Raw genomic sequence first — 22029 nt, forward strand, 5'->3', positions numbered from 1 at the left:
AAGTGGTGGTCGCCGTCGTCCTGTCCGTCTGGCCGCTGCTGGTCCTGCTCGGCGCGGCGACGATCGGCGCTGCCTGGTGGTGGGCCGTCACCGGCGACCACGGGCTCGTGCTGCTCACCTTGCCGTTCTGGAAGGCGACCGTCCTCGGACTGATCGGTTCGTTCGCGCTTCACGAATCGGCGCACGTGGCGTTCCTACGACGCTGCCCGGGGGTCACGTCGATCACTCTGGAGCGCACGGCCCTCCGGGTCTCGGTGGCTCCGACGGGCGTGCTGACACCGCGGCAGGCGGCACTGACCGCCGTTGCAGGCCCTGGGTCGTGCGTTCTGGTCGGCTTCTCGCTGTGGGCCACGGCTGACGCCACGCTGGCCCCCTGGTACCTGATGCACGGCGTGTTCCTGCTGCCGCCGTTCGGCGACGGCATGGCCCTCGTGCGCAGCATGCGAGCTGCGCACCGGTCACGACGTCCCTCGTCGGACGTGGACGCGACGGGTCGACGCCGTGACCCGGCCTGAGGTGAGGCGCGCCCGCCCCGGCCGGCTCGACGCACGCCCACCTCCGCGCCGGCCGCCCGGACGGGTCCGCACGCGGGGCGGTCCTCGTGGAGGCGACGGCCACCTGCGCCCTCCGGCGTCCGGGCACCGACTGTTCACCGAGGGTTTCGTTCCAGGTCCAGCGGTCTCGTAATTGGCGGTCACCTCGCCCGGCTGTAGTTCCGGTATCGCCCGTCGCGATATCCACAGCCCTGTGAAAGGACCGCCATGCGCACCCGCGCCCTGCCCTCCCTCGGTGTCCTCGGCCTCGGAGCCGCCCTCCTGCTGTCCGGCTGCTCCGGCGACGCCGAAGCAGCCGGCAGCCCGACACCTGCGGCGTCGGACCCCGACGCCCCGATCACGTTCGCGACCACCCCGTTGGGCGACGACCCCGGCGCCGAGAACCCGATCGAGGCCTTCGCCGACCTGGTCACCGCCGAGACCGGCCGCGAGGTCGAGATCGTCGACGTGCCCGACTACACCGCCGTCGTGGAGGCGCTGCGCAACCACCACGTCGACATCGGCTTCATGAGCGGGTTCCCCTCCGCCCTGGCCGTCAACACCGGCGAGGTCGACTCGTTGGTGGCCTGGCCCGGCAACGACGAACCGGTCTCGACGTGCCTGGTCCTGGACGGCTCGGCGCTGCAGACGCTGGAGGACATCACTCCCGACACCGTCGTCGCGTTCGCCGACCCGGCGTCCAGCTCCGGCTACTTCATGCCGGTGGCGATGCTGCACGAGGCCGGGCTGGAGAAGGACGTGGACTACACGTCGATGTTCGCCGGCGGCCACGACATGTCGTTCGTCGCGCTGAAGGAGGGTCAGGTCGACGTGGCCTGCACCTCCACGACGCTCACCGCGATGGTCGGCACCGACTACTTCCCCTTCGCCGAGGGCGAGACCCGCTCGATCGGCGAGTCCGGCTCCATGCCGGTCGCCGTCACCGTGCTCGCCGACCAGGAGCTCGCCGGGGACAAGCGCGCCGAGCTCCTCGAGGCGCTGCCGCAGGTGTTCACGCAGGACAACGCCGACCAGCTCGGCGCGATGCTCGAGGCCGTGCAGGGCACCGAACCGATCCTCGAACCGGAGGACGAGATCTTCCAGCCGTTCGTGGACATCGCCGCGATCGCCGACGTCGACATCTCGGACCTGGGCTGAGCGATGACCACCGTCACCGCTCCCCCGCCACCGGCGGCCCGGACCGCGACGCCCGCCCCGCTCGTGTCGGTGCGGGGCCTGCAGGTCGCCTACGGCGACGGCCCCCTCGTGCTCGACGGCGTCGACCTCGACCTGTTCCCCGGCGAGACCGTCGCGCTGCTCGGCTCGTCCGGGTCCGGCAAGTCCACCCTGATGAAGAGCCTCACCGGCTTCGCCCCGATCACCGGCGGGTCGGCGCAGGTCGCCGGGCACGACGTCGGCACGCTGCGCCGCGGCAGGCTCCGGAACCTGCGTGCCGACGTCGGCCAGGTGTTCCAGCAGTTCAACCTCGTGGGCCGCCTCTCCGTGCTGACCAACGTGCTCACCGGCGCGCTGCACGGGGCCGGCCCGGTCAACGCCGTCGGCGGGTTCTCCAGCGCCGACCGGCAGCGTGCCATGGCGCTGCTGGACCGGGTGGGCATCGCGCACAAGGCGAAGGACCAGGCCCGCACCCTGTCCGGCGGCCAGCAGCAGCGGGTCGCCATCGCGCGGGCGCTCATGCAGCGCCCGCGGCTCATCCTCGCGGACGAGCCCGTCGCGTCGCTCGACCCGACGATGTCCCACCAGGTGCTCGACCTGCTCCAGGAGATCGCCCGCGCCGACGGCATCCCGGTGCTGGTCAGCCTGCACGTGCTGCACCTGGCGCTGGACCACTCCGACCGTGTCGTCGGGCTGCGCCACGGCGAGGTGCTGGTCAGCTCCCCCACCGCCGAGCTGGACGCCGAGCGTCTCGCCGTCGTCTACGACGTCTCGGACGCGGACCAGGAGGCCGACGATGCAGGCCACTGAACGCACCGAGCGCACCGAGAGCACCGAGACCGGAGCCCGGACCCGGACCACGACCGACCGGCGTCGGGCGCCCGAGCGACCGCGCCTCGACCCGGACGAGCGCGCCCGCCTGGAGCGCGCGTTCAACGTGCCGCGCGCCCGCTTCCTGCTGGGTGTGCCCGTCGCTGTCGCGATCCTGTACTGGTCGATGGTCGGCGCGGAGTTCGACTTCGCGAAGCTCGGTGAGGGAGCCGCCAACATGGGCGAGTTCCTCGCCCGGCTGTTCCCGCCGTCGTGGGACGAGCTGGACGTCATCGTCGACCAGCTGATCGAGACGCTCCAGATGGCCGTCGTCGGCACCGTGCTGGGCGCCGGGCTGAGCCTGTTCATGGCGTTCGGCGCCGCGTCCAACATCGCACCCCGGTGGGTCTACTACCCGTGCCGGTGGGTCATGAACGTCATCCGGTCGCTGCCCGACCTGGTGTTCGCGCTCATGTTCGTCTCCGCCGTCGGCCTCGGGCCGTTCGCCGGCATCCTCGCCATGACCGTCGGGTCGATCGGGTCGATCGGCAAGGTGTTCGCCGAGGCCATGGAGTCCGTGGACGACGGCCCAATCGTCGCGATGCAGGCCGTCGGCGCGTCCCGGCGACAGGTCGTGCAGTACGGGATCCTGCCGCAGGCCGGCCCGCTGCTCGTCTCCTACTCGCTCCTGCTGTTCGAGGGCAACGTCCGTGGCGCCACCATCCTGGGGATGGTCGGCGCGGGCGGCATCGGCCTCGAGCTCACCACCGCCATGAAGATGTACGACTACGGGCACCTGTCCGCGATCGTCATCTGCATCATCGTGCTGGTCACCGTCATCGACCAGCTCAGCGCCGTCATCCGGAGGAAGATCACGTGACCACGCTCGACATCCGCACCACCGACGCCGGCACCGGCACCGACGCGGGCCCCGACGCCGCCCCCGCCGCGCCGTTCCCGCTGACGGCCCCCGTCAACCTGCGCGACCTCGGTGGCATCCCCGTCGAGGGCGGCAGCACCCGCCCCGGCGTCGTGCTGCGCGCCGACGACCTGTCCACCGTGGACCAGGCGTCCGCCGACCACCTCGTCGCGGGCGGCCTGCGCGCCGTCGTCGACCTGCGCTCCACCTTCGAGGTGACCCTCACCGGGCGGGGCCCGCTGGGCCGTGAGGCCCTGGTGACCTACCACCACGTGCCGTTCCTCGCGGACGTCGCCCAGGACGCCGACCTGCGGGCGGAGCCGGGCGACAGCTGGGACCAGAGCACGTTCGGGCCGATGTACCTGCGCATGGTCGAGGACGCCGCCCCCCAGGTCGTCACCGCGCTCGCGATCATCGCCCACGCCCCGGGGACCGTCGCGTTCCACTGCGCCGCGGGCCAGGACCGCACCGGAGTGCTCGCCGCCGCGCTGCTGCTCGCGCTCGGCGCGCAGACGGAGGACGTCGTGGCCGACTACGCGCGCACCGGCGCCAACTCGGCGGCGATCCAGCAGCGGCTCGTCCCCACCCTGGTGCCGCTGATGGAGCGCCTCGGCATCGACCTGGACGCCGCTGCACGTGCGGCGGTGCGCACCGAGTTCTCCGACGTCCCGATGCGCTGGGTGATCGCCACCCTCACCGAGCGCCACGGCGACCCGCTGGGCCCCCTGCGCGCCGCGGGACTCACCGACGGGCTGGTCGCCCGCCTCCGCGAGCGCCTGCTCGACGTGCCCGACGCCGGCACGGACAGCGGCGCCACGACCAGCGGCGCCACGGAGGCCGCGTGACGCCGCCGGGCCCCCCGGCGCTGCCGGTGCCGGCCCGCCACGAGCGGGCCGGCACCGGCGTCGTCGTCCCCGTCGAGCCGGCACGGCGCCGTCCGGGCCGGCCGCGGGCGGAGGGCCACGACGAGCGGATCCTCGCCGCGGCGGTCGCGCTGGTCGAGGCGGGCGAGCCGGTGACCGTGGGGCGTGTCGTCGAGCGCAGCGGGGTCAGCCGGGCCGCCATCTACCGGCGGTGGTCGAGCATGACCGACCTGGTGGCGGCCGCGCTGGACCACGGGCGCGAGCCGTACCGGATCTCCCTGGAGGGCGACCTGCTGGAGAACCTGCTCGCCGTGTTCGTCCCGGGGGCGGCGGGCCCGGCCTACTCCGAGGAGCGGTTCCGGCTCCGGCTGCGTCTCGCCCTGTCGGACCGCACGCTCGCGCAGGCGTACTGGCGCTCGCACGTGGCGCGCCGTCGTCCCGGGCTCGTGGCCGTGCTGCGTGCCGGGATCGCGCGGGGCGAGCTGCGCGAGGACCTCGACCTGGACGCCTGCATGGACCTCATCACGGGCGTCGTCTACTACCAGTACGTGGTGCGCGGCGCCTCGCTCGCCGACCCCGCCGTGGTGGCCCGCTGCCGGGAGGCGATCCGGGTCGCCTGGCAGGGGATGCTCAGACAACCGTGACGGAGCGTGCACGGGGTGGTCGTCGTCGCTCCGGGGCCGCCCGGCCGGTCGAAACTTCTCACCGCGCGTGCTCGACGCAGCGCGTGGTGGACGGCCGCGCCGCGAGGCGTTCGGCGGGGATCGTGCGCCCGCAGACCTCGCACACGCCGTAGGTCCCCGCGCCCACCCGTTCCAGCGCCGCCAGGGTGGCGCGGCGGTCCGCCTCGGCGTCGGCGAGCAGCGCGGCCGCCTGCTGGCGTTCCCAGGCGAGCGTCGCGCCCTCGGGGTCGTGCTCGTCGTCGACGTTCTCCGAGCGCACGGACGCGACGATGCCCTCCACCGTCGCCCGGTGCCGCGCGATCCGTTCGTCCGCGGCCGCGAGCCGGGCCAGCAGGTCGTCCTCGACGCCCATGTCGGCGTCCTCCTCGGGTCAGATCGTGCGGTGGGTCCAGCGCCCTGCGACGAGGGTGGCCGCGACGGGCTGCTCCCGCAGGCGCCGGGCAAGCGCGGTGACGTCGTCCGCCGTGTCGCCCGACGGGCTCGCGGCGAGCGGGTCGGTGTCGAGCACGACGACGTCGGCCGGGTCGCCGACCCGCAGGGCGACGCCCCGCCCGTCCGTGGAGGCGGCGAGCGCCACGGCGAGGTCGATGCGCTGCTCGGGGTGCCAGGGGTCGCGTCCGTCGCGGGAGCGGGTCACGGCGGACGCGATCGCCAGCCACGGGTCGAGGGGCGCGACGGGCGCGTCGGAGCCGAAGGTGAGGGTGACGCCGGCTGCGGTGAGGTCGGCCAGGGGGAACGCGCGCTCGCCGCGACCGGCCCACAGCGAGTCGGTGGCGTCGCGGTCGTCCATGGCGTGCTCGGGCTGCACGCTGGCGGTGACGCCGAGCGCGGCGAACCGGGCGACGTCGTCGGCCCGCAGGAGCTGCGCGTGCTCGACGGAGCCGCGCGCCCCGGACGCGGCGAAGGCGTCCAGGGCGAGCGAGTTCGCGTGGTCGCCGATGGCGTGGATGGCGCACCGCAGGCCCGCCTGGTGCGCGCGGCGCATGAGGGGCACGAGGTGGTCGGTGGCGACGTTGAGGACGCCGTGCGCGTCGGGGCCGGCGTGCCCGGCGTAGTCGTCGTAGCAGTAGGCGGTGAGCGTGTTGAGGGACCCGTCGGAGATCACCTTGAGCGGCCCCTGGGTGACGAGTCCGGACGTCGGCCCGGCGGCCGGGGCGAGGGCGTCGCCGTCGCGCAGGCCGGCGTCGAGCACGGCGTCGAGGTGGTGCTCCCACACGCCGGCGCGCACGCGCAGACGGTCCCAGCCGTGCTCGACGCGGCGGCGCCAGGCGGTGAGGTTGTCGGCGACCTCGAGGTCGACGACGCCGACGACGCCGCGTTCTGCGGCGGCGTGGGCGGCCTCGGCGACGTAGGTGTCGGCGACGTCGTCGGTCACGGTGACGATCGCCGGGGAGGCGGGCATCCACTCCTCCTCGACCAGCAGGCCGGTGGAGTGCTCGATGCCGAGGTAGCGCAGCCCGGCGGTGGACGCCCAGGCGGAGTGCAGGTCGCCGGACAGCAGGATGACCGGCACGTCGCCGGCGACGGCGTCGAGCACGGCCGCGGTGGGCTCGTCGCTCCAGGTCGCCCAGCGGAACCCGTACCCGACGAAGGGGCGTCCGGGTGCGGGGTGGCGGGAGGTGTCCATGAGGGCGGCCCCGACGACGGCGGCGGCGTGCGCGGGGCTGGTCGCGGCGGACACGTCGAGGCGGCGGCGCACCATCGCCCACTGCGTCAGGTGGGTGTGGGCGTCCCAGAGGCCCGGCATGACGGTGCGCCCCTCGACGTCGAGACGTTCCAGGGCCGTGCCGTCGCCCCAGCCGGACGCGGCGCGCGCGACGGCGTCGTACCCGGTCCCCGCGGGGACGACGACGGCGATCCTTCCGCCGGCGAGGAGGACGTCGACGAGGTGGTCGGGCCGCCCGGCGGGGCGTGCGTTCGCGAGGAGGACTGCCACCCGCACACCGTAATCGTCCCGGGGCAGCCTCAGGCGAGAGTGGCGGCGAACGTGCGCAGCGCCTCCACGACGAGGGCGTGGTCGTCACCCTGGGCGAGCCCCGAGACGGTGACGACGCCGACCGCGCCGACGCCGTCGACCCGCACCGGGACGGCGCCGCCGTGCGCGGCGTACTCCTGCAGCGGCAGCTGGTGGAGGGCGTTGAAGTCGTGACCCTTCGCCCGGGCCCGGAGCCCCACCAGGTACGACGACGCCCCGAAGCGTTCGACGACCCGCACCTTGCGCTCCACCCAGGAGTCGTTGTCCGCCGTCGTGCCCTCGCGGGCGGCGTGGAAGACCTGCTGGCCCGCCTTGCGCACGTCGATGGTCACGGGCAGCGCGCGTTCGGTGGCGAGCTCGACGAGCAGGCAGCCGAGCCGCCAGGCGTCGTCGTGCGTGAACCGGCGCAGGACGAGCTCGCGCTCGGCTCCTTCGATCTCGGCGACCAGGGCTGCGACGTCGTCGGTGCTCATGGGCCCAGCGTCGCACGGGGACCGGACGCGCTCATCCGGTGTCGTCGATCACAGCGGGAATGCTCGTGGCGGGCGGCCCTGTTGGCACCCGTGTGTCATCGAGACCATCGATGACATCCATGCACCGGGCCGATACGACCGGCCCGCGACGTCCACGGCGAGACCCGCCGTCGGCCCCGACACAGGAGACACCATGCGACACCAGCGCGCACTGCTCGCGACCCTCACGGCCACCGTCACCACCCTGGCCCTGACCGCCTGCGGTTCCGACGACGCCGCGACCTCCGACGCCGGCGAGGACCTGGGTCTCGTCTCCGACGGCACCCTCACCGTCGCGACCGAGGGCACCTACCGGCCGTTCACGTTCCACGACGACTCCGGCGAGCTGGTCGGCTACGACGTCGAGGTCGCCGAGGCCGTCGCCGACGAGCTCGGTCTGGAGATCGAGTTCGCCGAGACCCAGTGGGACGCGATCTTCGCCGGGCTCGACGCGGGCCGCTTCGACACCATCGCCAACCAGGTGTCGATCACCCCGGAGCGCGAGGAGAAGTACGCCTTCTCCGAGCCGTACACCGTCTCGCGCGGCGTCGTCGTCGTGCCCGCCGGGGACACCTCCGTGAGCAGCTTCGCCGACCTGGACGGCAAGACGTCCGCCCAGTCGCTCACGAGCAACTGGCGCACCCTGGCTGAGGAGTCCGGCGCCGCCGTCGAACCCGTCGAGGGCTGGGCGCAGGCCGTCGCGCTGCTGGAGCAGGGCCGCGTGCAGACCACGATCAACGACTCCCTCACCGTCCTGGACTACCTCCAGGAGCACCCGGACGCGCCGATCGAGATCGCAGCCGAGACCGAGGACACCTCCGAGTCGGCGTTCGCCGTCACCCCCCAGCGCGAGGCCCTCGCCACGGCGATCGACGGCGCGCTCGACACCCTCGCCGCGGACGGCACCCTCACCGAGCTGTCCCAGAAGTACTTCGGCGAGGACGTCAGCCGGTGACCTTCCCCGTGGAACGCTGAACCGATGGACACCCAGCTCTTCCTCGACTCGTGGTGGCCGCTCGTCGGCGGGGCGCTGACGGGGACGATCCCGCTCGCCCTGTGCTCGTTCGCGATCGGGCTCGTCCTCGCCCTCGGCGTCGCCCTGCTGCGGCTCTCCTCGCACCGGGTGCTGTCGTGGATCGGCCAGGCCTACGTGTCGGTCATCCGCGGCACCCCGCTGCTGGTGCAGCTCTTCGTCATCTTCTACGGCCTGCCGTCGCTGGGGCTGACGATCGACCCGTGGCCCAGCGCCGTCATCGCGTTCTCGCTGAACGTGGGCGGCTACGCCGCCGAGGTGATCCGCGCCGCGATCCTGTCCGTGCCGACCGGCCAGTGGGAGGCCGGGTACATGGTCGGCATGTCCCGGGGGCGGGCGCTGCGGCGCATCATCCTGCCGCAGGCGGCCCGCGTCTCCGTGCCGCCGCTGTCCAACACGTTCATCTCCCTGGTCAAGGACAGCTCGCTCGCGTCCCTGATCCTCGTCACCGAGCTGTTCCGCAAGGCGCAGGAGATCGCGTCGTTCACCTCCGAGTTCATGCTCGTCTACCTGGAGGCGGCGCTGATCTACTGGATCATCTGCACGGTGCTGTCGTTCGGTCAGACCCGCCTGGAGAGGAAGCTGGAGCAGTATGTCTGAGACCCCGCTGCTGACCGCCACCGGACTGCACAAGTCGTTCGGCGACAACCACGTGCTGCGCGGCATCGACCTGGAGGTGCGGCGCGGCCAGGTCGTGGCGCTCATCGGCCCGTCCGGCTCCGGCAAGACCACCCTGCTGCGGTCGCTCAACGGGCTGGCGTGGCCCGACGCGGGCACGCTCACGTTCGACGGCGGGCCCGTCCTCGACCTCGCTGCCCGGGCCGGGCTGCGTGGCCGGGCCGCCCGGGCGGCCCGGGCCGAGGCCGACGCCGCGCGCGACCGCTCGGCCATGGTGTTCCAGCAGCACAACCTGTTCCCGCACCGCACCGTGCTGCAGAACGTCACCGAGGGGCCGGTGCAGGTCCAGGGCGAGCCGCGCGCCGACGCCGAGGCACGGGCCCTCGCGCTGCTCGACCGGGTGGGCCTCGCCGACAAGCGCCACGCCTACCCCCGCGAGCTGTCCGGCGGGCAGCAGCAGCGCGTCGGGATCGTCCGGGCCCTCGCCCTGCGCCCCGACCTGCTGCTCTTCGACGAGCCGACCTCGTCCCTGGACCCCGAGCTCGTCGGTGAGGTCCTCGGCGTCATGAAGGAGCTCGCCGACGAGGGGTGGACGATGGTCGTGGTGACCCACGAGCTGGAGTTCGCCCGCGCCGTCGCCGACGAGGTGCTGTTCCTGGACGGCGGCGTCGTCGTCGAGCAGGGTGCACCCGCCACGATGTTCACCGCCCCGCGCGAGGAGCGCACCCGACGGTTCCTGCACCGCCTGCTCCACCCCCTCGACTGACCCGACCGACCCGACCGACCCGACCGCCCCCCCGTCTCGCCCCCACCGTCTCGCCCCCACCGTCTCGCCCCCACCGTCTCGCCCCCACCGTCTCGCCGAACATGCCCTGGCGGCCCGTCCGGGTGACCTGACGGGCTCAGACGGCATGGTCGATCGTCCAGAGGGCATGGTCGGCAGGGCTGGGCTGGGGTGGACTGGGCCCGACTGGGCTGGGGTGGACTGGGCCCGACTGGGCTGCGCTGGCGCGGCGGCCGGGCGGCGGGAGCGGGGTTCTGGAAGACTCCGCCGCATGACCCGCCTCGTGCTGATCCACGGCCGCGACCAGGGCGGACTCGAGCCCGACGGCATCGAGGACCGGTGGATCGACGCCCTGAACGCCGGGCTGGCCGCGAGCGGGTCGACGCTGCGCCTCACCGACGACGATGCCACGTTCGTCTACTACGGCGACACCCTCGCCGCGCTCGACGACGGCAGCGACACCGGCGCCGTCGACCCCGCACCACCGGTGACGGTGCACGCCTTCGACGCCGGGTCCCCGACGACGCATCGGCTCCTGGCCGACGAGGCCCGGTTCGCGCTCGCCGTCGTGCACGAGATCCTCATCGCGGCGGAGATCTCCCCCGACGCGCAGGCCGACGACGTCCACGCGCCACCGGCGGGCCCAGCCCCCACTGACCCGGCCCCCACTGACCCGGCGCCCGCGACCGCAGCCCGCCCGAGCGCGGCCCTGGACGGTTCGGCGCTGGACGGTTCGGCGCTGGACGGTTCGGCGCTGGCCGTCGCGCTCGCCCGGGCGCTGGCCGCGCTGGACCGGTACGTGCCGGGCCTCAGCGGCGCCGTCGTCCTCCTCGCGCTCCGTGACGTCTACACCTACCTGCACGACGACGAGGCTCGCGCCGCCGTGGACGCCGGCGTCCTCGCCGCACTGGCGACCGACGAGCCCGCCGTCGTCGTCGCGCACTCGCTCGGCTCGGTGATCGCCTACCAGGTGCTGCGCTCGCAGGAAGCCGGCGGGCTCGACGTGCCGCTGCTCGTCACCCTCGGCTCCCCGCTGGCGATCCGCGCGGTGCGCGAGGCCGTCACCGCCATCGCCCCACCCGGCTGGCCCGCGCCCGTGGACCGTTGGGTCGCCGTCCGCGACCCGCGCGACCTGCTCAGCCTGCACGACCTGACGCCGCGCACCTTCCCGCTGGAGCCGCCCGGCCCCGGCGTCGAGAACACCCGCGTCGACAACCCTGTGCCGGGCCATCATGCGGCAGCGGCGCAGGCCGACGGCGTGACGGCCGGGTACGCGGCGACTCCGGAGGTCGGCAGCCTGCTCGACGCGGCGCTCGCGCCGTGACATCTCCGAGCCGGCCGGACACCCGCAGAGCGCTCACCCGCGACGACGGCGAGCGCTCGTGGCCGGGGGGCTACGCCGTCGAGGCGTTCCAGCCCGGCAGCACCCGTTCCAGGGCGTCCGGCAGGTCGATCGAGTCGCCGTCCTTGCCGCCCGCGCCCAGCACCAGGGGCGGCGGCACCGGCGTGGGGGTCAGTCCGCGCAGACGGTCCAGCACGCCGAGCGGCGCGATGAGCAGGTAGAACGAGCCGTCGACGCCGACGGCGGCCGTCCGGTCGTTGCGCAGGTACCAGCCCTCCAGCGGGGTGCGGGCCGTGCCCCGGCCGCCGTACCCCTTGACCTGCAGGGGCTCCGGGGCGAGGCCGCCCCGTGCCGCCGCGGCGGCGAACGTCACGAGCATCGCCGACGCTGCGGCGTGCTCGGCGTCCTGGCGTGCCTGGAGGCGTTCGGCCTGCACCCGTGCGGCCTCGGTGCGCTGCGCAGCCCAGTCGTTGCTCACCCCAGCAGTCTGCCACTGCGCCCGCACCCGCCGGACGGCGGTGCTACAGCTCGCGCTCGGCGTAGGCGACCAGCGCGTCCCGCACGAACGTCGCCCCCTCGACGCCGCCGTAGTTCGCGGCGAACCGCTCGTCGGCGACGTACATCTCCGCGAGCCCGACGACGTACTCCTTCGGCGGGCGTCCGACGTCGGACCCGGGCGTACCGGGGACGGACCCCAGCCACTCGGCGTGCCGTGCCGCGAGCGCCTGCGCCTCGTCGGACGTCGGGTCGACGCCGCGCTCGGCGGCGTCGGCCCAGGCGCGCCCCAGCGCGTCGGTGCGGGCCTTGAAGTCGGCCTGCCCGTCGACGCCGAGGCCGCGCCACCAGGCGTCGCTCGTGGCGTACGCGTCGGCGCCCCACCGCTTCGTCACCTCGTCCTGGTGCTGCGTGTGGTCGAACCCGTCCAGCATCTCCTCGGCCATGATCGGCCTCCCTTCGTCCAGTGCGGTGAGCGTGCGTTCCACCGAGGCGATCTGCCGGTCGATCCGGCCTCGCTCGTCGTGCAGCACGTCGAGGTGTCCGCGCAGGGCGGCGGCCTCGTCGGACTGGGCGTCCAGGACGTCGGCGATCTCGGTCAGCGGCAGTCCGAGCTCGCGCAGCAGCAGGATGCGCTGCAGGCGCCGGACGGCGGCGTCGTCGTAGTGGCGCAGCCCGCCGTGCCCGATGCTCGACGGCGGTAGCAGGCCGATCTGGTCGTAGTGGCGCAGCGTGCGGCTCGAGATCCCCGCGAGACGGGTGACGTCCTGGATGGAACGGCTCATGTCCACGACGGTAGAGGTTGACGTCGCGTCAAGCGCAAGGGGGGCCGTGGCCGGCGTCAGGCGGAGATCGCCCCGAGGTGGTGCACGGTGCGGGCGGCCCGGCGCAGCCACAGCGCGGGCACCGTCCCGAAGGGTTCGGCCCGGAGGGTCACGTCCTGCTCGACGTCGTGCCAGGCGGCCCACGCGAGCTCGACCCAGGCCCGCGGGTAGCCGGGGGCGCGGTCGAGGAGGTCGTCGGCGTCGAGCATGCGCACGGTGCCGTCGGGGTCGCGCTCGACGTCGACGTCCAGGTCGACGAACGAGCTGACCGGTGCGGCCACGAGCACCTGGGTGGCGATGTCGACGCGCACGGAGCCGTCGGCACGGAACCAGGCGACCCACGGGTCCGCGACGGGCATCAGGAGCACCCCGCCGTCCTCGGGCACGCTGAACCAGTCGCCCCAGACGTCGGAGCCGAGCGGCGTCGCACCCCAGGCGGCACGCACACGCCCGCAGGGCTTGCGCTTCTCGACGCGGACCGGGACCACGGCTCCACCTCTCGGCTCGGCTGCACCGACGTCGACGCTGCCGACGCGGCTCCGGACGGGTGCCCGGTTCCTGCCGATCCTTCTCCTCGCAGGACCGCGCAGGCAAGCCTCGGCGAGCGACCATCGGACGACATCCCGGTGAACGCCAGGTGTACGGGCCGGCGCACCCGCCGACCGGGAGAGGATGTATTCATGTCAGCCACGCTGGAGACCGACTACCTCGTCATCGGCGCCGGTGCCGCCGGGATGGCGTTCGCCGACGCCGTCCTGGACCACAGCGACGCCCACGTCACCCTCGTCGACCGCCGCGACGCCGTCGGCGGGCACTGGCGCGACGCCTACCCGTTCGTCCGCCTCCACCAGGCGTCCCCGTTCTACGGCGTCGCCTCGACACCGCTCGGCGGGGAGCGGCAGACCTCCGGCCCGGAGGCGGGCCTCCTGGAGCGCGCCACGGGCGCAGAGGTCTGCGAGTACTTCGAACGCGTGCTCCACGACCGCCTGGAACCGACGGGCCGCCTGCGGTTCCTGGGCGGTCACGAGGTGACGGACGACTCCCGGGTGGTCGCGCTGGACGGTTCGGGCGACGCCCGCGAGGTGCACGTCCGACGGCGCGTCGTGGACGCCCGTCACCTGTCCCCCACGATCCCCGCGCTCGCGGCGGCCCCCTTCGAGGTGGACGGCGGCGTCGCCTGCGTCCCGGTGGGCGAGCTGCCGCAGGTGGCGGACGCGCCGGCGTTCGTCGTGGTCGGTGCGGGCAAGACCGCCACGGACGCGGTGGTGTGGCTGCTGGGTCGCGGCGTCGACCCGGACGCGATCTGCTGGGTGCGTCCCCGCGACCCCTGGATGCTGGACCGGGCCGTCATCCAGCCCGATCCGGCCGTGTTCGCGCGGATGACCGCCTCCCTCCTGGCCGCGGGAGCGGCGAGCGGCACGGTGGACGAGCTGTTCCGCCGTCTCGAGGACGACGGCGTCATGCTGCGGATCGACACGGCGGTGACGCCCACGATGGCGCGCGTGCCGACCCTCGGGCGCTGGGAGCTGGACCTGCTGCGGACGGTGCGCGACGTGGTGCGGCTCGGCCACGTGCGCCGGGTGTCGCCCGGGCGGCTCGCCCTCACCGGTGGTGACGTGGCCGTGCGGCCCGACGCCGTCGTCGTCCACTGCGCGGCCGAGGGGCTGCGGCGCCGCACCACGACACCCGTCTGGTCGCCGGGGCGCATGACGCTGCAGCCGGTGCGTGCCGGGTTCCCCTGCTTCGGGGCGGCGCTCGCCGGCTACGTGGAGGCCACGCGGCCCACGGCCGGCGACGACGCCCTCAACGCGCTGTGCCCGGCGACGCCGTACTCCTCGACGCCGCACGAGTGGGTGGCGATGCAGGCGGCCGGGGCGCGGGCGACGGCGTCGTTCATGGCCGAGCCCGACATCGCGGCCTGGACCCGGACCGTCGCGCTCGACCCGGCACGGGTCAGCCCGCAGGACGCCGCCCGGCCCGAGGTGCAGGCCGCGCTGGAGCGGGTCGCCGAGCTGCGGCCCGCCGGTCTGGCCGGGCTGGACCGACTCGCCCGGTCGGCGACGGTGCGTCCCGCGGACGTCCGGGCCAGGATGGAGGGATGACGCACCGAACTGCCCGGCTCGCCGGCGCCACCGCCCTCGTCCTCACCCTCGGCGTCACGCTCACCGCGTGCTCGGACTCCGCGGAGGAGCCCGAGGCCACCGCCGGCGTCGAGGTCACCCCGTCCGACCCGGCGTCGCCCGAGGCGTCCGCGGACGCCGACGACGACGGGGCGGGCGCGATGGACGGGGCCTCCGACGACCCGTCCGCCGGGTCGAGCCCGGACGCGGCCGACGACGGGGCGGGCGCGATGGGCGACCCGACGACCCACGCCCTGCAGGCCGTCGCCACGGCCGAGGCCGAGGCGGGCGGCACCGCCTACGCCGTGGACCTGGACGACACGGGCGACGTGTGGGAGGTCGACGTCGCGGTGGACGGCGGGTCGGTCGAGGTCACGGTCGACTCGACCGCCGACGAGGTGCAGCGCACCGAGAACGACGACCTGGACCCCGAGGACCGGGACGCCCTCGACGCCGCGAAGGTCGGCCTGTCCGAGGCGATCCAGCGCGTCGTCGGGGAGTCCGGCGGGACCCTGGACGACGCCGAGCTCGACGTCGAGGACGGCACCGCACGCTGGAGCGTCACGGTGGTCGGTGACGACGGCGTCGAGCAGGACCACCTCGTCGACACCGCCACGGGCGAGACCGGCCTCGACACCGACGACTGACACCGGCCGCCCCGACCGGTCGGCCCGGCTGCCTCGCCGCCCCGGGGCGGGCGGTCAGCGGGGCAGGACGTCCTGGGCGTTCGGGAACGAGGGCTGGGCGCCCGCGGTCGTCACCGAGTAGGCGCCCGCCCGCACGGCCGTGCGGGCCGCGTCGGCGATGGTGTCGCCCTCGGCCAGCCGCCAGGCCATCGCGCCGATGAACGCGTCCCCGGCGCCCGTGGTGTCCTCGACGCGGACGTGCGGCGCGGGCACGACGACGGGCGTGCCGCCGTCGTGCGCGGGCTCGCAGACGACGGCGCCGGCAGCGCCCATCGTGAGGACCACCGAGCGGGGGCCGAGGTCCAGCAGGGCGTCGACGACGGCGAACGGCGAGTCCTCCGGGATCGGCCGTCCCGCGTCGTGCAGCAGCCGCCACGCCTCGCCCGCGTTGACCACCAGGGGGTCGGCGAGCGCGAGCACGTCCGTGCCGAGCGGGACCACGGGAGCCAGGTTGAGGAGCACCCGCCCGGTCGCGGTCCGCGCCGCCGCCTCGATCCCCGACACGGGGATCTCGGCCTGCAGGACGACGACGGCGGCACCCGCCACGAGCCCGGCGTGCCGGCCCACGAGGTCCGCGTCCACCGAGTGGTTCGCGCCGGGCACGACGACGATGGAGTTCTCGCCGTCGTCGGAGACGGTCACGAGCGCGACGCCCGAGTGGCCGTGGACGGTGGAGACGGCGTCGAGCCCCACCCCTGTGTCGCGCAGCCCGGAGATCGCCGTCTCGGAGAAGGGGCCGTCGCCGATGGCGCCCACCAGGGCGACGTCACCACCGAGCCGGGCGGCGGCGACCGCCTGGTTGGCGCCCTTGCCACCGGGCAGGACGGACATCGACTCGGCGAGCACGGTCTCCCCCGTCCCGGCTGAGCAGGGACGCGGGCGACGAGATCGGCGTTGACGGAGCCGACGACCACGATCGAGGTCATGGCTCGGTCCACCTCCAAAGGGCAGGGCGCAAGGACTGCCGCGGGTGCGGCCCGCCCATGATCCCGCACGATTGTTACGCGGGGCCCGCACCGCGCCGCGAGGTCAGCAGGCGAGCACCTCGCGCAACCGTGCCGCGAACGCCACCGGGTCGTTGCCCGGCGACCACTCGCTGCGCGCGAAACCACCGTGATCGCCCGGGAACGGGACCGGCCCGCGGCCCAGCGCCTCGGCCAGCGCGACCGCACCCCGGTAGGCGAACGACCCGGGCGGAGACGCTGCACCGACCGCCGGCACGAGGCGCACCACGTCGTCGCGCACCAGCTCCCGCAACCGCTCCACGGGCGGCTCCCACAGCGGCATGGACGCGAGCGAGCGTCCGAGCAGCAGGTCGTCGCGCCGACCGTCGTCCTGGGTGGGCAGCCCCATCTCGGCCGGGTCGGGGTCGGGCAGGGCGAGGAAGTCCTCCGTGAACGGTTCGGTGGCGAGCACCAGCCGCAGGAACTTCGCCATGGCGGGCCCGAACCCCGCGGCCTCGTAGGTGGCGACGACGTCGGCCTGCGCCCGCACGGCCACCTCCCGGTCGGGGAGCATCGACGTCAGGGGCGGTTCGTGCGCGACCAGGCAGCGCACGTCGTCGGGATGCGTCGCCGCCCAGGCGAGTCCGGTCACGCCGCCGCCCGAGGACCCGAGCACGTCGACGGGTCCCGCCCCGACCGCCTCGACGACCGCATGCAGGTCCGCGGCGTGGTCGGGGACGTCGGTGCCGCCGTCGTGCAGGGCGGACCGGGCCGTGCCGCGCGGGTCGTACGTCACCACGACGCGGTCGTCCAGGGCGGCGACGAGCTGGCCGAATCCGCCGGCGTCCATCGGGTTGCCCATCACCACGAGGGGCCGGTGCCCGTCGTCGCGGGCCGGTGCGTGGACGTCGTAGGTGAGCGTGGCGCCGGGGACCTCGAGGGTGCGCGTGTCGGTGGTCATGGCGGGTAGACGCCGCCCGGCCGGCCGACTCATCGCCCGCGCGGCTACGCCTCGTCGGGAGAGCTCTCCCAGTCCTCACCGTCGTCGATCGTGAACGAGCCGCCGAAGTGGACCGACCCGGGGTCGACGCCGAGGCCCTCGGCGATCTGCTGGCGCATCCGTTCGGCCATGGTCACGCCCTGGGACGTCTCGCGCATCGACCGGTACGTCTCGCCGTCGACGCCGTACTCGGTGCGCGTCCAGGCGTCGAACGCCTCCTCGTAGGCGGCGCTCGGGGACTCCAGGACGAACTCGACGACCTCGCCCAGCGGGAAGCTGCGGGTGCGGCGCGGTGTCGCACCGCCCTCGGCGTCGTCGTCGGCGGCGAGCGTCACGGTGAGCACACCGTTCGTGACGGTGTGCCCCTCCAGCTGTGGTCGACGGAAGTACTCGGTGTCCCGGCCCTTGAGGTGGACCACCAGGAGCTCGTCGCTGACCGGTTCGCTCGTCGGGGTCTGCGGGTAGGTACGCGGTTCGGGTCGCGTGGTGGTGTCGCTCATCAGTATCGAGGATGCGCCTTCAGCGGCCGTTTGTCACGACCGTTCACACACGGCGCAACCTCCTGCGGGCATCCCCGCAGGTCCGTCCACAGGCCGGCGTCGTCCACAGGCGCCTCGGTTCCCCCGCCCACGCTCCGGCGCGGCGGGACCAGGGTGGGCCCCTCCGCACTCCCGCACCGCCGGTCCGTCCGTCCACCCGCCGCCCGTCCGTCCACCCGTCCGTCCACCCGCCCGTCTCTGGCCGAGGAGGCCCCGTGACCCGCTCCCCCACCGTCGGCCCCGCCCGCGCACCAGGACCGGCCGACCTGCGCGCGGCGTGGGAGCACGGGCAGCGACTGGCCACCGCCCCCGGGGCGGTGCACCACTGGTGCGACGGCGAGCACGGCTGGATGCTGCGCGCCGGTCTCGACCGCACGCTCGCACCCGTCCTGCTGCCCGACGCCGACTCCTCCGCCGGGTTCTCCCGGTTCGACCACCTCGGGCCAAGGACGGCGCGGGACCTGCTCCGACGTCTGCCGCCGGACTACCTCGCCGCGCACCGGCAGAACGACGGGCCCACGATCGGCGCCGTGCTGCGCGCGGTCGTCGCCCACCCCGGACGGGTGCTCGCCCACGGGTACGTCGTGGGCCCGCTGAGGTGCGACGAGCGCGTCACCGTCGAGGGCGTGCTGCTGCGCTCCGACGACGACCTCGTCGTGGCGTCGCACTGCTCCCCGTGGTGCCAGTGCGACGTGCTGGGCCGCCTCGCTGCCGCGTGCGGGGTCGACGACGCCCTCGTCCCGGCGCACGAGGTCACCCGCACCGCCGGTCCGCAAGGGCCGCCGGCCGGGGTGGCGGAGCACTGGTACCGGCTGTGGTGGGACTGAGAGCTGTCCACAGGGCGCCGACTTGTCCACAGGGCTGTGGACGGCGACCGCGATGGCCCGGCACACCTCGGTACCGTCCCGCGCCATGGCTCACCTCGACCTCGACACCACCGACCTGCTCGACACCTCCCGACGCGCACGCGACACCGTGGGCCTGCTCGTCGGTGCCGCCACCTCGGGCCCCGACGCTCCCGCCACCCTGGCCGCGACCGGCGACGCGGCGCTCGCCGACGCCGTCGACGCCGTGCTCACCGCCTGGGCGCCGACGCATCGCGAGCTGGTGCGGACGATGCAGCGGCTCGCCGACGGGCTCGCCGAGGCCGGGTCCACGTTCGAGAGCGCCGAACGGCTGACGGCCGCACAGCTCGCCCGGGCGATCCCGCGGACGGGGGAACCACGATGAGGACCGACACCGAGTTCCTCCCGTTGACCGGTTCACCCGTCCGGCTCGACGGTCTCGCCGCAGCGTCCGCGCGCAGCGCCGCCGCACTGGACGCCACCGGCACCGACCTGCGCCGGATCGGCGACGCGCTGGGTCCACAACGAGCGGCCTCGGTGGACGCCGCCCGGACGGTCGTCGAGGACCTGCACACCGCCGTCGCCCTCAGCGACGACGTGCTGCGCACCCTCGCCGCGGCACTGTCCGGCCGCGCCGCGGCGCTCGCCCAGGAGCAGCAGGACGCCGCGGCGGCACTGGCCCGCCGGGACGCCGCGCTGGCCCGGCTGGCCCGGGCGGAGGCCGACGAGGCCGACGCCTGGCACCGCCTCGCGGCCGACGGCTTCCCCGCCGGCCCGACCCTGCTGCTGTGGCAGGCCCGCGACCGCGCCGCGGCCGCCCGCGCCGACGTCGCCGCGGCGGAGTCGGACTGGCGGCGGGCCCGCGACGCCAAGGAGAGCGGCTCGCGCTGGGTCGCCGCGCGGATCCGCGCCCTGGTGCAGGTGCGCGCCGTGCAGCTCGCCGCCGCCGAGGGCGTCGGGGCCGTCGCGTTCGCGACCTCGTGGCAGGTGGGTCGGTCCCTCGCCACCTCACTCCAGGGCACGCCGCTGCGGGACCAGTCCCGGGCTCCGCGCCCCGAGCTGTTGACCTCGCTGCGCACGCTCGGCGACGACCCGGTCGCCTGGCAGGCGTTCTGGGAGCACGTCGAGGCGGAGGACGTCTACCGGGCGTTCGCCGGGGCGCCGCCCGGATCGGCCGGGGCGGTCGCGCTGCGCGAGGGTGTCGAGGCCGCCGCCACCGGGCAGACGGCGGCCGAGCAGGAGGCGTTCGGGCGGTTCCTCGTCGAGGGCTACGGCACCCCGGGCGCCGACGGCGGGGCCCGGGCGGCGCTGCTGGCCGGGATGCTGGGCGGGGCGCTGCCCGCCACGGTGCACGCCGGCGCCGCCGACGCGCTCGTCGAACGGCGCTCGCAGCTCGGGACCGCCCGGGAGCTCGACGCGACGGTCCTCGCCTCCGTGGCCCAGGCGGTCGCGGACGGCCTGGCGGCCGACCCGGAGCGCGCCCTGGAGCACCTCGTCGGCGACAGCCCGGAGGTCGCCGCGCACCGTGCACGGTTCTGGTTCGGGGAGCGCCCCGGCGCCGGCTGGTCCGACGGCGGCGTCGCCGTCGCGGGACTGCTCACCGCTGCTGTGGCCGCGGGAAGCTCACCGACCGCGACGCCCGCACGCCGCGCCGACGCGGCCACGGTGATCGGTACGGCGACCCCGGAGCTCGTCCGGAGCACCGGCCTGCTGACCGGCCCGGGACCGCTGCACCACCAGGTCGAGACGAACGTCGTGCGGGCCTACGAGCCGTACATCCCGTCGTTCGGCGACGCGGTCAGCCCGGAGGAGAAACCGACGGGCCTCGCCGCGGAGCCGGACTACGTCGAACCGGACCTCGACCCCTCCACCCTGTGCGCCGTCATCGGTGCCACGTCGCGGAGCGCGCACGGCGCCGGCGTCTGGTTGGGCACCACCGACGACTACAGGGCCGAGTTCGCGGACACCCTCGCCGCACCGTCGGTCGACTCCGGGCCGCGGATGCACGCCATCTCCGGAGCGGCCACGGACGCCGTGGTCGTCGCGGGAGCCGTCCAGTCGACGGCCCTGCTCGAGGCCGAGGGGAGGCAGCGGCTGTTCGACGCCGCCGTCGTGGGCGGGACCACCGCGGTCAGCTTCGCCACCGCCGGGGCGTCCACCGCCGTCTCCATCGGGGCGACGGCGCTGACGTCGAGCGTGCCGGTGGCCACCAGGGCGTTCGGGATCGACTTCGTCAGCGAGTCGCAGGCGCACCTGGCCCTCGCCGAGGAGGCAGCGCTCGACCGGTACCTGACCCCTCTCGTCGAGACGGCCCACGAGGCCGACGTGGCCGCCGGCTACCCGGCCGACGACTCGTCGCGGCTGCCCACCGACGCCGCCGTCCGCGACGTCTTCCGGAGCGCCTCCCAGCGTTCCACCACCATCGCCGAGCCGGAGGACGACGCATGACGACCAGACGCCCCCCACGATCCACGAGGGTCACGAAGGCCACGAGCTCCCGCCGCAGGTTGCTGGGGCCGGCCGCCGGGCCGGTCATCTCCCTCGTCATCGTCCTGCACCTCATCCTGTCGACCAACGCCGGGCCGGTCCGGACCTGGATGGACCTGCGCTGGGACCCCGGCGCCTGGGTTCCCACCGCCCACGACTTCCCCGCCGGGGAGGCGACCACCCTGGCCGTGAAGGAGGCGTGGCTGTCCGACGCGTACTTCGCGGATCCCGCACGAGACCCCGGCATCGACCGGCTGCCCGGGCTGCGGCACCTGGACTGGGTTTGCTGCGACCTGGTGCCCGGTCACGGACCCTCCGGGGTGCGGGTCGGTGAGCTCGACGTGTTCACGGCCGTCCTCGAGCCGGACGAGCACCACGAGGGCCCCGTGGACGAGGTGCTGGCCGACCGTCTGGCCTGGCGGATCCTCGACCACGAGTACACCGTCTACGCACAGACCGGCGTACGCCCCGTGCCGTTGGGGGTCACGGTCGGCGAACCCCTGTTCACCGACCCCGAGCTCCAGGACGCCGTCCCGCTCGGCGACCGCACGACGACGACCCGGAGCCTGGACGGCTTCCACGTCGACATCGACGACGGGCCGCACGGGTACGTCGGCGTCCTCGGCACGACGACGGACGTCGTCACCGGGGAGCCGCGCCGGGTGGCGGTCGCCCAGTACCTGCGGGACGGCTACCTGATCGGGATCGGGCTCTCGGCCCCGACCACGGCCGACATCGCCTGGGAGGCCGAGCTCGACCGGGTCGTCGCGGTGGTCGACGCCAAGATGGAGGCCGACCCCGACGGCGACCGGCTGCCGTGGTGACCGGACTTCCCGGGCCC

Annotated in this window: 25 protein-coding genes; 16 read left to right on the forward strand and 9 right to left on the reverse strand. The window is 74.7% G+C overall.

Going from position 1 to position 22029, the window contains the following annotated elements; translation table 11 throughout:
* Window positions 1-5: 5 nt before the first annotated feature.
* From ACNHYB_RS10350 to ACNHYB_RS10375, 6 genes are all read left to right on the forward strand, one after another.
* Complete coding sequence (locus tag ACNHYB_RS10350; RefSeq protein WP_418275261.1) at window positions 6-515, forward strand: hypothetical protein; 510 nt, start codon at window positions 6-8, stop codon at window positions 513-515.
* 246 nt (window positions 516-761) lie between these two features.
* On the forward strand, window positions 762-1691 hold the full coding sequence (phnD, locus tag ACNHYB_RS10355; protein ID WP_418275262.1) for a phosphate/phosphite/phosphonate ABC transporter substrate-binding protein: 930 nt from the start codon (window positions 762-764) through the stop codon (window positions 1689-1691).
* Window positions 1692-1694: 3 nt separating this feature from the next.
* Window positions 1695-2519 (forward strand): phosphonate ABC transporter ATP-binding protein, encoded by an 825-nt coding sequence (locus tag ACNHYB_RS10360; protein ID WP_418275263.1) that lies wholly within the window; start codon window positions 1695-1697, stop codon window positions 2517-2519.
* Window positions 2506-3399 carry a phosphonate ABC transporter, permease protein PhnE gene (gene phnE, locus ACNHYB_RS10365; protein WP_418275264.1) on the forward strand — a complete coding sequence of 298 codons (894 nt, stop codon included), beginning with the start codon at window positions 2506-2508 and terminating at the stop codon, window positions 3397-3399. Before ACNHYB_RS10360 ends, phnE begins: the two co-directional genes overlap by 14 nt.
* Entirely contained in the window at window positions 3396-4283 is an 888-nt protein-coding gene (locus ACNHYB_RS10370; RefSeq protein ID WP_418275265.1) for a tyrosine-protein phosphatase, read from the forward strand. The genes phnE and ACNHYB_RS10370 overlap by 4 nt, the downstream gene beginning before the upstream one ends.
* Window positions 4280-4945 carry a TetR/AcrR family transcriptional regulator gene (locus tag ACNHYB_RS10375; RefSeq protein WP_418275266.1) on the forward strand — a complete coding sequence of 222 codons (666 nt, stop codon included), beginning with the start codon at window positions 4280-4282 and terminating at the stop codon, window positions 4943-4945. Before ACNHYB_RS10370 ends, ACNHYB_RS10375 begins: the two co-directional genes overlap by 4 nt.
* A 58-nt stretch (window positions 4946-5003) precedes the next feature.
* Here the strand turns inward: ACNHYB_RS10375 and ACNHYB_RS10380 are convergent, their stop codons facing one another.
* Genes ACNHYB_RS10380 through ACNHYB_RS10390 form a run of 3 tightly spaced genes read right to left on the reverse strand, consistent with a single transcriptional unit; the run spans window position 5004 to window position 7432 of the window.
* Window positions 5004-5336: a TraR/DksA family transcriptional regulator gene (locus ACNHYB_RS10380; RefSeq protein WP_418275267.1), complete on the reverse strand. Its 333-nt coding sequence runs from the start codon at window positions 5334-5336 to the stop codon at window positions 5004-5006.
* Between the two features lie 18 nt (window positions 5337-5354).
* Complete coding sequence (locus ACNHYB_RS10385; protein WP_418275268.1) at window positions 5355-6920, reverse strand: amidohydrolase; 1566 nt, start codon at window positions 6918-6920, stop codon at window positions 5355-5357.
* Window positions 6921-6949: 29 nt separating this feature from the next.
* Entirely contained in the window at window positions 6950-7432 is a 483-nt protein-coding gene (locus tag ACNHYB_RS10390) for a heme-degrading domain-containing protein (RefSeq protein ID WP_418275269.1), read from the reverse strand.
* Window positions 7433-7625: 193 nt separating this feature from the next.
* Between ACNHYB_RS10390 and ACNHYB_RS10395 the strand changes: the two genes are divergently transcribed.
* The 4 genes from ACNHYB_RS10395 (at window position 7626) to ACNHYB_RS10410 (ending at window position 11230) form a co-directional block, all read left to right on the forward strand.
* Window positions 7626-8426 (forward strand): amino acid ABC transporter substrate-binding protein, encoded by an 801-nt coding sequence (locus ACNHYB_RS10395; RefSeq protein WP_418275270.1) that lies wholly within the window; start codon window positions 7626-7628, stop codon window positions 8424-8426.
* A gap of 24 nt (window positions 8427-8450) precedes the next feature.
* Window positions 8451-9104, forward strand: a complete 654-nt coding sequence (locus tag ACNHYB_RS10400; protein ID WP_418275271.1) for an amino acid ABC transporter permease — start codon at window positions 8451-8453, stop codon at window positions 9102-9104.
* Window positions 9097-9888 carry an amino acid ABC transporter ATP-binding protein gene (locus ACNHYB_RS10405; RefSeq protein ID WP_418275272.1) on the forward strand — a complete coding sequence of 264 codons (792 nt, stop codon included), beginning with the start codon at window positions 9097-9099 and terminating at the stop codon, window positions 9886-9888. Before ACNHYB_RS10400 ends, ACNHYB_RS10405 begins: the two co-directional genes overlap by 8 nt.
* A gap of 289 nt (window positions 9889-10177) precedes the next feature.
* Complete coding sequence (locus tag ACNHYB_RS10410; RefSeq protein WP_418275273.1) at window positions 10178-11230, forward strand: hypothetical protein; 1053 nt, start codon at window positions 10178-10180, stop codon at window positions 11228-11230.
* A 70-nt stretch (window positions 11231-11300) separates the two neighbouring features.
* On the opposite strand, the gene ACNHYB_RS10415 is transcribed toward ACNHYB_RS10410, so the two are convergent.
* From ACNHYB_RS10415 to ACNHYB_RS10425, 3 genes are read right to left on the reverse strand one after another with little or no spacing between them, the layout of a single operon-like run.
* Window positions 11301-11726, reverse strand: coding sequence for a hypothetical protein (locus ACNHYB_RS10415; RefSeq protein WP_418275274.1), 426 nt, complete (start codon window positions 11724-11726; stop codon window positions 11301-11303).
* Window positions 11727-11769: 43 nt separating this feature from the next.
* Window positions 11770-12528 carry a MerR family transcriptional regulator gene (locus tag ACNHYB_RS10420; protein WP_418275275.1) on the reverse strand — a complete coding sequence of 253 codons (759 nt, stop codon included), beginning with the start codon at window positions 12526-12528 and terminating at the stop codon, window positions 11770-11772.
* Window positions 12529-12584: 56 nt separating this feature from the next.
* On the reverse strand, window positions 12585-13055 hold the full coding sequence (locus ACNHYB_RS10425; protein WP_418275276.1) for a DUF402 domain-containing protein: 471 nt from the start codon (window positions 13053-13055) through the stop codon (window positions 12585-12587).
* A 192-nt stretch (window positions 13056-13247) separates the two neighbouring features.
* Between ACNHYB_RS10425 and ACNHYB_RS10430 the strand changes: the two genes are divergently transcribed.
* Window positions 13248-14669, forward strand: coding sequence for an NAD(P)-binding protein (locus tag ACNHYB_RS10430; RefSeq protein WP_418275277.1), 1422 nt, complete (start codon window positions 13248-13250; stop codon window positions 14667-14669).
* Entirely contained in the window at window positions 14666-15334 is a 669-nt protein-coding gene (locus tag ACNHYB_RS10435) for a PepSY domain-containing protein (protein ID WP_418275278.1), read from the forward strand. Before ACNHYB_RS10430 ends, ACNHYB_RS10435 begins: the two co-directional genes overlap by 4 nt.
* Before the next feature lie 54 nt (window positions 15335-15388).
* On the opposite strand, the gene ACNHYB_RS10440 is transcribed toward ACNHYB_RS10435, so the two are convergent.
* The 3 genes from ACNHYB_RS10440 to ACNHYB_RS10450 form a co-directional block, all read right to left on the reverse strand.
* Window positions 15389-16219, reverse strand: coding sequence for a ribokinase (locus ACNHYB_RS10440; protein WP_418275279.1), 831 nt, complete (start codon window positions 16217-16219; stop codon window positions 15389-15391).
* 183 nt (window positions 16220-16402) lie between these two features.
* Complete coding sequence (locus ACNHYB_RS10445; protein ID WP_418275280.1) at window positions 16403-17278, reverse strand: alpha/beta fold hydrolase; 876 nt, start codon at window positions 17276-17278, stop codon at window positions 16403-16405.
* Between the two features lie 44 nt (window positions 17279-17322).
* Window positions 17323-17817 carry a hypothetical protein gene (locus ACNHYB_RS10450; RefSeq protein WP_418275281.1) on the reverse strand — a complete coding sequence of 165 codons (495 nt, stop codon included), beginning with the start codon at window positions 17815-17817 and terminating at the stop codon, window positions 17323-17325.
* 254 nt (window positions 17818-18071) lie between these two features.
* Between ACNHYB_RS10450 and ACNHYB_RS10455 the strand changes: the two genes are divergently transcribed.
* The 4 genes from ACNHYB_RS10455 (at window position 18072) to ACNHYB_RS10470 (ending at window position 22012) form a co-directional block, all read left to right on the forward strand.
* Window positions 18072-18683: a hypothetical protein gene (locus ACNHYB_RS10455; RefSeq protein ID WP_418275282.1), complete on the forward strand. Its 612-nt coding sequence runs from the start codon at window positions 18072-18074 to the stop codon at window positions 18681-18683.
* An 85-nt stretch (window positions 18684-18768) separates the two neighbouring features.
* Complete coding sequence (locus tag ACNHYB_RS10460; RefSeq protein ID WP_418275283.1) at window positions 18769-19086, forward strand: hypothetical protein; 318 nt, start codon at window positions 18769-18771, stop codon at window positions 19084-19086.
* Window positions 19083-21149 (forward strand): hypothetical protein, encoded by a 2067-nt coding sequence (locus ACNHYB_RS10465; protein ID WP_418275284.1) that lies wholly within the window; start codon window positions 19083-19085, stop codon window positions 21147-21149. The genes ACNHYB_RS10460 and ACNHYB_RS10465 overlap by 4 nt, the downstream gene beginning before the upstream one ends.
* Window positions 21146-22012, forward strand: a complete 867-nt coding sequence (locus ACNHYB_RS10470) for a hypothetical protein (protein ID WP_418275285.1) — start codon at window positions 21146-21148, stop codon at window positions 22010-22012. The genes ACNHYB_RS10465 and ACNHYB_RS10470 overlap by 4 nt, the downstream gene beginning before the upstream one ends.
* Window positions 22013-22029: the final 17 nt, after the last annotated feature.

Source organism: Isoptericola jiangsuensis (assembly GCF_048320105.1).
In the GTDB taxonomy this organism is placed as follows: Bacteria; Actinomycetota; Actinomycetes; order Actinomycetales; family Cellulomonadaceae; genus Isoptericola; species Isoptericola jiangsuensis_A.